This is a genomic window from bacterium (assembly GCA_027622355.1).
GTDB lineage: Bacteria > UBA8248 > UBA8248 > UBA8248 > UBA8248 > JAQBZT01.
Window position 1 is genome coordinate 1 of the sequence record JAQBZT010000072.1, and the last position, 10,501, is coordinate 10,501.

The following is a 10,501-nucleotide window of genomic DNA, read 5'->3' on the forward strand; positions in this document are numbered from 1 at the left end:
CGTGGGGGTGGTCGAGATGGTTCTGGCCGGTTCGACGAACAAGGCCATCGTCCGGCTCATCAACCGACACGGCGGCGTGGCCGTCGGCCTCTCGGGTTCGGATGCGGGACTGACCCGGGCCCGGAAGCTCACCCTGAACCGCCAGGGGGCCGAGGGCGCGGACGAGATCGATCTCGGGCACGTCGGCGAGGTGGTGGAGATCAATCCCGGCATCATCCATCACCTTGTCCGGGAAAACTTCATCCCCGTCATCGCGCCGCTGGGCGTGGGCGAGGACGGCACCGTCTACAACATCAACGCCGACTCGGTGGCCGGCGCGATCGCCGCCGCGCTGCAGGCGGAGAAGTTCATTTTGCTGACAGACGTTCCCGGGATTCTCGATCAGAAGGGAGAGTTGATCAGCACGCTCCGCTCCGAAAACATCGAGCCGCTCAAGGAGCAAGGCGTCATCAAGGGAGGGATGATCCCCAAGGTCGAGGCTTGCCTCACCGCTCTCGGGGAAGGCGTCCGCAAGGCCCACATCGTGGATGGCCGGACCCCGCACGCCGTCCTCCTCGAAATCTTCACCGATGAAGGGGTGGGAACCCAAATCGTCAATTGAAATACGGGAGCATTTCCTCATGTCGAACAAGGAACTGATTGAACAGGCGGGCAAGTATGTCGCGCCGACGTATGGAAGATACCCCATCGCGCTGGTACGGGGCGAAGGCTGTCGGCTCTGGGACGCGGACGGCAAGGAATATCTGGATTTCGTCGCGGGCCTCGCGGTCTGCAACCTGGGCCACTGCCATCCGGCGGTGGTGAAGGCGCTGCGGGATCAGGCCGGCAAGCTGCTGCACGTCTCGAACCTCTACCACATCGAGCCCCAGATCCAGCTCGCCCGGCGGCTGGCCGAAAACTCGTTCGGGGACAAGGTGTTCTTCTGCAACAGCGGGACCGAGGCGGTCGAGGCGATCCTCAAGCTCGCCCGGAAATACTCCTTCAAAAAACACGGCGAGGGCCGGAACGAAGTCCTCTCCTTCGAAAACAGTTTTCACGGAAGGACGATGGCCGCGCTCTCCGCGACCGGCCAGACGAAATTCCACAAGGGATTCCATCCCCTTCTGCCGGGGCACCGCTATCTTCCCTTCGGCGATCTCGAGGAGGTCGCCGGAGCGGTCTCGGAGAAGACCTGCGCCATTCTCGTCGAACCGATCCAGGGCGAGGGCGGTGTTCACTTGCCGCCGGAGGGCTATCTGCAGGGCCTTCGGGAGATCTGCGACGCGAACGATCTGCTCCTTCTCTTCGATGAGGTGCAGGTCGGGATGGGGCGAACGGGAAAACTCTGGGCGCATGAGCACTACGGCGCGGCGCCGGATGCCATGGCACTCGCCAAGGGCCTCGCGGGCGGCACCGCCATCGGCGCCCTCGTCGCCAGCGACAAGGCGATGGCCTTCGAGCCGGGCGATCACGCCTCCACCTTCGGGGGAAATCCCCTCGCCGCGGCCGCCGGCTGCGCGGCCCTCGACGCCACGCTCGCCCCCGGCTTTCTCGAAGATGTGGCCGAGAAGGGCGAATACGCCGCCGCCGGGCTCCGGGAAATGGCGGGGCGGCACGCCCTCATCAAGGATGTCCGGGGCAAGGGCCTCATCCTCGGCTGCGAGGTGGACCGGGACGCCACCTCCCTCGTTCCCAAGGGAATCACGGCCGGCTTCCTCTTCAACGTCACCGTGGGCACCGTCATCCGGATGATGCCGCCGCTCACTGTAGAAAAAGCGATGATCGACAGATTTCTGGAATTTCTCGACGGCGCGCTGAAGGACCTCGCCAAATGAGAAAAAGAGACTACCTCACGGGCACCGAACTCTCGCCGGGGGAGACCGAAGCGCTCCTCGCCCGGGCGCTCGAAATGAAGAAGGACGGGAAGCCCTCGGAGATTCTGGCCGGAAAGACATTCACCCTGCTCTTCGAAAAGCACTCCACCCGGACCCGTGTTTCCTTCGAGGCCGGCATCGCCCAACTGGGCGGCACCGGCATCTTTCTTACCACAAAGGAAACCCAGCTCGGCCGGGGAGAAACGATTGCGGACAGCGCCAAGGTGCTCGGCCGGTACACGGACGGCATCATCATCCGCACCTACGGCCACGACCGGATCGAGGAATTCGCCGAAAACGCGGCGGTGCCGGTCATCAACGCCCTGACCGACCTGCACCATCCCTGCCAGGCGCTGGCGGACGTGCTCACCCTCCGGGAAAAGTTCGGGAAGATGAAGGGCCTGAAGATCGCCTATCTCGGAGACGGGAACAACGTGCTCCACTCGCTCCTGCTGGTGGCGGCCCCGCTCGGGATCAGCGTGAGCGCCGCCTGCCCCCCGCCCTACCACCCGGACTCCGGCGTGGTGGACGAGGCCCTCGCCCTCGCCGCCGGCTCGGGGGCGACCATCTACATCGGGGACAGCATCGAGGAGGCCTGCCGCGGCGCCCACGCCATCTACACCGATGTGTGGACCTCGATGGGACAGGAAGAGGAAGCCGCCGAGCGGCGCAGGCGCCTCCTCCCCTACCAGGTGCACGGCGAGGTGTTCCACGGCGCCGACAGGAACGCTGTTTTCATGCACTGCCTGCCCGCCCACCGGGGGGAGGAAGTGACCGCAGAGATCATCGACGGCCCGCGAAGCGTGGTGTTCGATCAAGCGGAAAACCGCCTCCACGCCCAAAAAGCCCTTTTGGAACTGCTCGTGGGAGCCGAAAATGCCTGATGCACCGAAAAAAGTGGTCCTCGCCTACTCGGGCGGGCTCGACACCTCCGTCATGCTGCTTTGGCTGAAGGAGCGCTACGGCTGCGAGGTGGTGGCCTACGCGGCGGACGTGGGCCAGGGCGCGGGCGAGCTCGAGGGTCTGGCGGAAAAGGCCCGGAAGACCGGCGCGGCCGAGTGCCACATCGTCGATCTGCGCGAGGAGTTTGCGCGGGACTATGTCTTTCCCATGCTCCGCGCCGGGGCGGTCTACGAGGGACTCTATCTGCTCGGTACCTCGATTGCGCGTCCCGTCATCGCCAAGGGCCAGATGGACATCTTGAAGAAAACGGGGGCGGATGCCGTCGCCCACGGGGCCACCGGCAAGGGAAACGACCAGGTGCGCTTCGAGCTCACCTACGCGGCCATTGACCCCGAGGTGCGGATCATCGCCCCCTGGCGGGAGTGGGACTTCGGCGGGCGCTCCCAGCTGATCGCCTACGCCGAGCGGCACGGCATCTCCATACCGGTGACGGCGGAGAAGCCCTATTCCATGGACAGGAATCTGCTTCACATCAGCTTCGAGGGCGGCGTGCTGGAAGATCCCTGGAGCGAGCCCAATGAGGACATGTACGTCCTCACCGTCTCGCCCGAGAAGGCGCCCGACCAGCCGCACTATGTCGAGATTGATTTCGAGAACGGCGACCCCGTCGCGCTCGATGGCGAGCGGCTGAATCCGGTCGAACTCTTCGAGCGCCTCAACGCGCTGGCCGGCGCCCACGGGGTCGGACGGGTGGACATCGTCGAGAACCGCTACGTCGGCATGAAGAGCCGAGGGGTGTACGAGACCCCGGCCGGAACCGTGCTGCACACAGCGCGGCGGGCGGTCGAGTCGATCACACTCGATCGGGAGGTACTCCACCTGAGGGACTCCCTCATCCCGCAGTATGCCCGGATGGTTTACAACGGCTTCTGGTTCGCCCCCGAGCGGGAGATGCTGCAGAGCGCCATCGATACGGCAATGAAGAGTGTCTGGGGCACCGCCCGGATCAAGCTCTTCAAGGGTGCCTGCTACGTGGCCGGGCGCAAGGCGGCGCCAGAGCATTCCCTCTATCAGCCCCAGCTGGCCACCTTCGAGGAGGACGGCATCTACGCGCAGTCGGACGCCGAGGGCTTCATCCGGCTCAACGCCCTCAGGTTGAGGGTCGAGGCCCAGAAGCGGGCCAAGGGCTAGGAACTTGCCCCGGCCCCACCCAAGCGGCGCGGTGCCTCCAAAAACCGGTTTTTCGGGAATCTTCCCCCCCCTTCCCCTGTTATACGAGAGGGAATGGAGAAATCTCCGCCTAAAGAGATACATTAACTATGAATGTTAAATATCTGAAATACATTATTATCGGTCTGCTGGCTATTGGAGGGGGCTTTGCGATTTGGCCGGTCTCGAGCCGGGAAATCCCGCCCGCGACACAGGTCGGCGGACCCGCCGAGGGCTCGCTTCCGAACCTCGTCCACGCTCTCGCCAAGGCCAACGTCCAGCCCATTGAGCCGGTCGCCGTCCCCGACTTCTTGCTCCCCGATCTGACGGGTCAGAAGGTGCGCTTTTCGGATTTCGCCGGCAAGGTCTTGATCGTGAACTTCTGGACCACCCACTGACCCTACTGCGCCAGGGAGCGGGCCGCTCTCGAGAAGACCCATCAGAAATACAAGGATCAGGGATTCGCCGTCGTCGCCATCTCCATGGATCAGGACACCTCCCTCGTCGGCCCCTACGTGAAGGACTACCGGCTCACCTTCCCCAACCTGCTGGACCCGGGAAGTGCGGTATCTCCGATGTTCGGGGTCCGCTACACCCCGACGAATTACCTGATCAACCGGGGGGGAGAGGTCGTGGGCCGGACGCTCGGCTACCGCGACTGGGATACGCCACAAGCCCACGCCATCCTCGAAAGGCTTCTCGCCGAGAAAGCCCTGCCGAAGAAAACCAGGGAAGCCGCGCACAACTAGCGCGAGCGCCCCGCCGCTTCGCAGCCGTATCCGTTATTTTTTAAAAAACGGCCCCCCGGACAGGGGCCGGTTTTTCGTTGGCGCGGGGTTCGCGGCTTTGCCGCTTCGCCTGCGGCCGCGCTCGGGCCAGATCAACAGGATGGCGCTCGCCACGTAGATGGAAGAGTAGGTGCCGACGATGATTCCCACTGTCAGGGCAAACGCCACATCGGAGATCACCGCCCCCCCGAGGAAGAGGAAGGCCAAGACCGCGACGAGCGTCGTTCCCGAGGTCAGGATCGTCCGCGAGAGGGTCTGGTTGATGGAGTTGTTGACGATCTCTTCGAATTCCGAGCGCCGCGCGAGGCGCACGTTCTCCCGGATGCGGTCGAACACCACGATGGTGTCGTTCAGGGAATAGCCCACGATGGTCAGGAGCGCCGCGACGATCGGAAGGGAAAACTCCTTGCCCGAGAGCGAGAACGCCCCCAGTGTCAGCACGACATCGTGGAGAATGGCGATGACCGCGGCGACCGCCTGTCTGAACTGGAACCGGATGCTGACGTAGATCAGGATACCCAGGAGCGCGAAAAGCATGCTGCTCACCGCCTTCTGGCGAAGATCGGCGCCCACCTGCGGGCCGACCATCTCCGTCCGGCGAATCTCGAAGGTTCCCTTTCCGAAACGCTTGGACAGCGCGGCGGCGATTCGCTCCCCCACGCCCTCGACCGATCCCAAGCTGCGCTCCACCCGGATGAGAAACTCCTGCTCTGAGCCGAAATTCTGAACGACGGTGTCCCCGAAGTTCAGGCCCGAAACCGCCTCCCGCACCTCCCCGATGGGGCGCGCGGCGCTGAAGCGCAACTGAACGAGCGTGCCGCCGGTGAAGTCGATCCCGTAGTTGATGCCCTTCATGCCGAGCAGCGCCAGCGCCAGCAGGACGGCGGCGATCGAAATGCCGCCGAAAAGGGTGCGCTTGCCGATAAAGTCGTACTTCGCTTCGGAGGAGAAAAATTCCATTTAAATGCTCAGGCTCCTGATGTCGCGCCGGGTCAGCGTGAAGTCGTAGATGAACCGCGTTACGAAAATCGCGGTGAACATGCTGGCTACGATGCCAATGCTCAACGTCACGGCAAAACCCTTGATGGGTCCTGTCCCGAACTGCAGCAGGACGAGCGCCGCGATGAGCGTCGTCACGTTGGAGTCCAAAATGGTCCAGAACGCCTTGCCGTATCCGGCGTCAATCGCCGTGCGGATGGTCTTGCCGATGCGCAATTCCTCGCGGATGCGCTCGAAGATGAGGACGTTCGCGTCCACCGACATACCGACCGTGAGGACGATGCCCGCGATGCCCGGCAGGGTGAGCGAGGCCTCGAAGAGCCCCAGCGCCCCCAGCAGGATCAGCAGGTTGAGGACCAGGGCAAACACCGCCACCAGCCCGCTCAGCTTGTAGTAGATGATCATGAAGAGAAGAACGAGGGAGAAACCGACCAGGATGCTGAGCACCCCCTGCCGGATCGAGTCCGACCCGAGCGAGGGGCCCACGTTGCGCTCCTCGAGGACCTTGACCGGCGCCGGCAGCGCGCCCGCCCGGAGAGCGATGGCGAGATCCTGCGCCTCCTCGAGGGTAAACCGCCCCGTGATCTGGGCCCTTCCGCCCGGAATCCGCTCCTGGATGACCGGAGCGCTGTGGATCACCCCGTCCAGGACGATGGCCAGCCGCTTGCCCACGTTCGCCGCCGTCAGACGATCGAACGCCTTGGCGCCCACCGAATCGAAGGTAACGCTGACGTAGGACTCGTTGAAGCGGTCGCCGATTTCGACCCGGGCGTCCGTCAAACTGTCGCCGGTCAGGGCCGCCTCGCGGTGGACCAGATACGGGACCCGCCGCACGATCTGGCCCGTCTCGCGGTTCCGCACGATTTCATGAAGCAGCATCTGTCCCGGCGGCACCCCCGATTGGGCCACCTCGGCCGGGTTGGCGCTCTCCACCACCATCTTGAACTCGAGCAGGGCGGTTTTGCCGATCAGGGCTTTGGCCCTGGCCGGGTCCTTCACCCCCGGAAGCTGAACGATGATGCGCCGTTGGCCCTGCCGCTGAAGGGTGGGCTCACGCACCCCGAATTGATCGATTCGGTTGCGGATGGTTTCGAGGGCCTGGGAGACGGACTGCTCCTTGATCCGCTCCATCTGTTGATCGGAGAAGCCATAGATCGAGACCGGCGGGGTGCCGGTCACCGTTTCGAGGCCGAGATCGGGGTAGTTCTGAAAAACAACCTCGAGACGTTTCTGATCCTCTGGCCGGTGGAGGGAGACGTGAATCTTTCTCCCCTCGCGGCGAATCTCGCGCACCCGGATATCGTCCGTCTCGAGCCGGTTTCGGATTTCGGAGAAATAACGGTCCAGCTTGGCGTCCACCGCCTTTTCCGCCTGCACCTCGAGCACGAGGTGGATGCCGCCCTGCAAATCGAGCCCCAGATGGATGCGATCTTCGGGAGGAATGACGTAAAAAATGGACACCACCGCCACCACCACGATGATGCCCAATCGCCAACCGAGCCGGTTCATCATTCCCCCTTGCCAAGAGCGTCCCTGCGGCCCGGGCCGCGGTGAAACGCTGCCGAAGGCTTCTGCTATTCTTTCGAGTCGCTTCCGCCGCTCTCGGGAGAAGTGCGGGCGCTGACGGCGGAGCGGTTGACGCGAATCCGCGTATTTTCCGCTATCTTCAGGTGGATGACATCATCCTTGATCTTCGTGATCTCGCCATAAATGCCGCTCGCCATCACGTTGTCGCCCACCTTCAGGGCCTGCAGCATCTGGCGAACCTCCTGCTGGCGCTTCTGCTGGGGGCGGATCATGATGAAATAGATGATGGCGAAAACCGCGATGAACGGCACAAGCTGAAAGAGAAAATTTGGCTCCTGCCCCCCGCCCCCCTTGGCGCCGGACATCGCGTAAGCCACGGAACCTCCAAACAGCGAATCCATCAGTTGGGACAGCAATTTCCAGCCCTCCAAATAAAAGGCGCCCGGCGGGGCGCAGGCAACCGGGGATTGATAGCAAGGCCCCCCGCGCTTGTCAAGCAAAGGCTTTATAATCAGCCGCTTATTCGGCGCCACCGCCGCCAGGCGGCCCCTCGGGGTCCAATCCCAGCGGCCCGGCCAGAAGCGCTGCCGCCCATGCCGAAAAATCACCCGCCGCGATCCGCTCCCGCGCCCGCCGCAGAAGCTCCTGGTAGAAAAACAGGTTGTGGATCGACATCAGGCGGGCACCGAGCATCTCGCCCGCCTGGAAAAGATGCCGGAGGTAGGCCCGGCTGTAGCCCCCGCGGCAGGCGGCGCACCCGCACGCATCGTCAATGGGCCGGGCATCGGCCGCGTGGACGGCGTTCTTGATGGAAAGCCGCCCCGCCCAGGTGAAAAGGTTGCCCCGCCTGGCGTGCCGCGTCGGCATCACACAGTCGAACATGTCGGCCCCCCGCAGGACGCCGCGGAGGAGATCGCCGGGCGTTCCCATCCCCATGACGTAGCGCGGCTTCTCCGGTGGGAGGACATCGGTCGCCGCATCGAGCAGTTTCCCGGTGTCCCGCTTGCTCTCCCCGAGGGAGAGGCCGCCGACCGCGTAGCCCGGGAAATCGAGCCGCACCAACTCCTCCGCGCTCTTTCGGCGAAGATCCTCGAAGCCGCCCCCCTGGACGATGGCAAAGAGCGCCTGATCCGGCCGGCGGTGGGCCGACCGCGCCCTTTGCGCCCAAACGGTGGTCCGCGCGAGGGCCTGCTCGGCCTGATCCCGGGTGTGGGGAAAGCCAAGCGGCTCATCGAGCACCATGGCGATGTCGGGACCGATCCGCTCCTGCTGGGCCACGCAGCTCTCCGGGGTGAGGTGAATTCGCGTTCCATCGAGGTGGCTCTGAAAAACGATTCCCTCGTCGCTCGCCTTGGCCAGGGGCGCAAGCGAGAAGAGCTGGTAGCCCCCACTGTCGGTCAGAATCGGGCCCGGCCAGTTCATGAACCGGTGCAGGCCGCCCAGCTCTGCGATCCGCTCCGCGCCCGGCCTCAGGATCAAGTGATAGGCATTCGCCAGCACGATCTGGCAGCCCGCCTCCTTCAGTTCATCCGGAGAGAGCGCCTTGACCGCCGCCTGCGTGCCCACCGCCATGAAGGCGGGAGTCTCCACCTCCCCGTGGGGGGTCGCCAGGCGACCCGCGCGCGCCTTGCTCTTCGGGTCGGCCGCCAGAACAGAGAAAGAAACCGGGGAGCTCACAGGACGCGTATCGGGCCTTCCGCGCTTCCGGAGAGGAATTGCTGAATGATGGGATCGTCCATGGACCGGATTTCCTCGGGCGTTCCCTGGACATGGATGCGGCCCTCGTGAAGCATCGCGACAAAGTGCGCGTAGTCCAGGGCGTTCACCACATCGTGGCTGATGAGGATCGAGGTGATGTGCAGGGTTTCCTGCGTCCGCTGAATCAGCCGGTCGATGGAATCCACCAGGATTGGATCGAGCCCGGTCGTCGGCTCATCGTAGAGAAGTATTTCGGGCTCCCGGATGATGGCCCGGGCCAGCCCCACGCGCTTTTGCATGCCGCCCGAGAGCTGGGCCGGCATCCGGTCCTCCACGCCGTCCAGGCCGACGAGGTGCAGCTTTTCGTTCACTTTTTCGCGAATCTCCGCCTCGCTCATCCGGGAGTGCTCCCGAAGGGGAAACGCCACGTTGTCCGCCACCGTCATCGAATCGAAAAGCGCGCCCCCCTGAAAGAGCATCCCGAACTTGGCGCGCACCCGCTTGAGCTCGCGCTCGGGAAGGCGGACGATGTCCTCCCCGTCCACGCGGATCGCCCCCCGATCCGGGCGGATGAGGCCGATCAGGTGCTTGAGCAGCACACTCTTGCCCTCCCCGCTCCGCCCCAGGATAACGGTGATCCGGCCGGCGGGAATCTTGAGGCTCACCCCGCGGAGAACGCGGTTTTCCCCAAAAGATTTCTCCAGCCCCTCAATCTCAATCTTCGTTTCGCCCGGCACGTTGCTATCCCTCAATCGACCTTCACGCCCCGCCTAAAAAACGCTCGCCCACCACTTCCCCGCGCGCCACAAACACGCGGGGAACGCGGGCGCTCACGCTGCAGAGGATCTCATAGCTGATTGTGTGGGCGCGCGCGGCCAGCTCCTCCGCCGGGATGCGCTCCCCCTTGTCCGCTCCCAACAGCGTCGCCGCATCGCCCGCCGCCACCCCCTCGATGTGGGTCACATCCAGCGCCAGCATGTCCATCGAGACCCGCCCGGCCAGCGGTGCACGCCGCCCCCGGACGATGCCGTCCGCCCGGTTCGAGAGAATCCGCAGATAACCATCGGCGTAGCCCACCGAGACGACCGCGATCCGGCCCGGACTCCGGCGCCGGTAGGTGGCCCCATAGCCGACCGGGGCGCCGGCGGCAACTTCCTTCACCTGAATCACGGCCCCCTTCCAAGTCATCACCGGCCGAAGAGAAACCCCCTCCGCCCCGGCGGGCGGGCAGCCGTAAAGAGCGATGCCTGGCCGCACCCATCCACCCGGCGCATCCGGGTAGAGGAGCGCCCCCGCGCTGTTCGCACAGTGCATCTCCGGCGGGCAGAGCCCCTTCGCCCGCAGATCATCGGCCAGTTCCCGAAACGCATCGAACTGCACCCGGGTCGGCGCCTCTCCCTCCTCCTCGTCCGCCACGGCGAGATGGCTCATCAGGCTGGCCACCTCGATCCCCGCCTCCCTTTTCGCCATCTGAATGAAATCAGCCGCCTCCGCGGGCGCGATCCCCAGGCGTCCCATCCCCGT

Annotated in this window: 11 protein-coding genes; 5 read left to right on the forward strand and 6 right to left on the reverse strand. The window is 64.6% G+C overall.

Going from position 1 to position 10,501, the window contains the following annotated elements; translation table 11 throughout:
* The 5 genes from argB to O2807_06020 form a co-directional block, all read left to right on the forward strand.
* Positions 1–601 (forward strand): acetylglutamate kinase (gene argB, locus O2807_06000; GenBank protein MDA1000055.1); only part of this gene is annotated, 601 nt, incomplete at its 5' end.
* 19 nt (positions 602–620) lie between these two features.
* Positions 621–1,814 (forward strand): aspartate aminotransferase family protein, encoded by a 1,194-nt coding sequence (locus O2807_06005; protein ID MDA1000056.1) that lies wholly within the window; start codon positions 621–623, stop codon positions 1,812–1,814.
* Positions 1,811–2,737, forward strand: a complete 927-nt coding sequence (gene argF, locus O2807_06010; protein MDA1000057.1) for an ornithine carbamoyltransferase — start codon at positions 1,811–1,813, stop codon at positions 2,735–2,737. Before O2807_06005 ends, argF begins: the two co-directional genes overlap by 4 nt.
* Positions 2,730–3,947, forward strand: a complete 1,218-nt coding sequence (locus tag O2807_06015; protein ID MDA1000058.1) for an argininosuccinate synthase — start codon at positions 2,730–2,732, stop codon at positions 3,945–3,947. The genes argF and O2807_06015 overlap by 8 nt, the downstream gene beginning before the upstream one ends.
* A 128-nt stretch (positions 3,948–4,075) precedes the next feature.
* On the forward strand, positions 4,076–4,714 hold the full coding sequence (locus O2807_06020; protein ID MDA1000059.1) for a TlpA disulfide reductase family protein: 639 nt from the start codon (positions 4,076–4,078) through the stop codon (positions 4,712–4,714).
* Positions 4,715–4,747: 33 nt separating this feature from the next.
* Here the strand turns inward: O2807_06020 and secF are convergent, their stop codons facing one another.
* The 6 genes from secF to alr all read right to left on the reverse strand — a co-directional run.
* Positions 4,748–5,713 (reverse strand): protein translocase subunit SecF, encoded by a 966-nt coding sequence (gene secF, locus O2807_06025; protein MDA1000060.1) that lies wholly within the window; start codon positions 5,711–5,713, stop codon positions 4,748–4,750.
* Positions 5,714–7,264 carry a protein translocase subunit SecD gene (gene secD / locus O2807_06030; GenBank protein MDA1000061.1) on the reverse strand — a complete coding sequence of 517 codons (1,551 nt, stop codon included), beginning with the start codon at positions 7,262–7,264 and terminating at the stop codon, positions 5,714–5,716.
* Between the two features lie 62 nt (positions 7,265–7,326).
* A complete protein-coding gene (gene yajC / locus O2807_06035) occupies positions 7,327–7,656 on the reverse strand; it encodes a preprotein translocase subunit YajC (protein MDA1000062.1) in 330 nt (109 codons plus the stop codon).
* Between the two features lie 142 nt (positions 7,657–7,798).
* Entirely contained in the window at positions 7,799–8,956 is a 1,158-nt protein-coding gene (gene tgt / locus O2807_06040; GenBank protein ID MDA1000063.1) for a tRNA guanosine(34) transglycosylase Tgt, read from the reverse strand.
* Positions 8,953–9,714 carry an ABC transporter ATP-binding protein gene (locus O2807_06045; GenBank protein MDA1000064.1) on the reverse strand — a complete coding sequence of 254 codons (762 nt, stop codon included), beginning with the start codon at positions 9,712–9,714 and terminating at the stop codon, positions 8,953–8,955. The genes tgt and O2807_06045 overlap by 4 nt, the downstream gene beginning before the upstream one ends.
* A 22-nt stretch (positions 9,715–9,736) precedes the next feature.
* Positions 9,737–10,501 (reverse strand): alanine racemase (alr, locus tag O2807_06050; GenBank protein MDA1000065.1); only part of this gene is annotated, 765 nt, incomplete at its 5' end.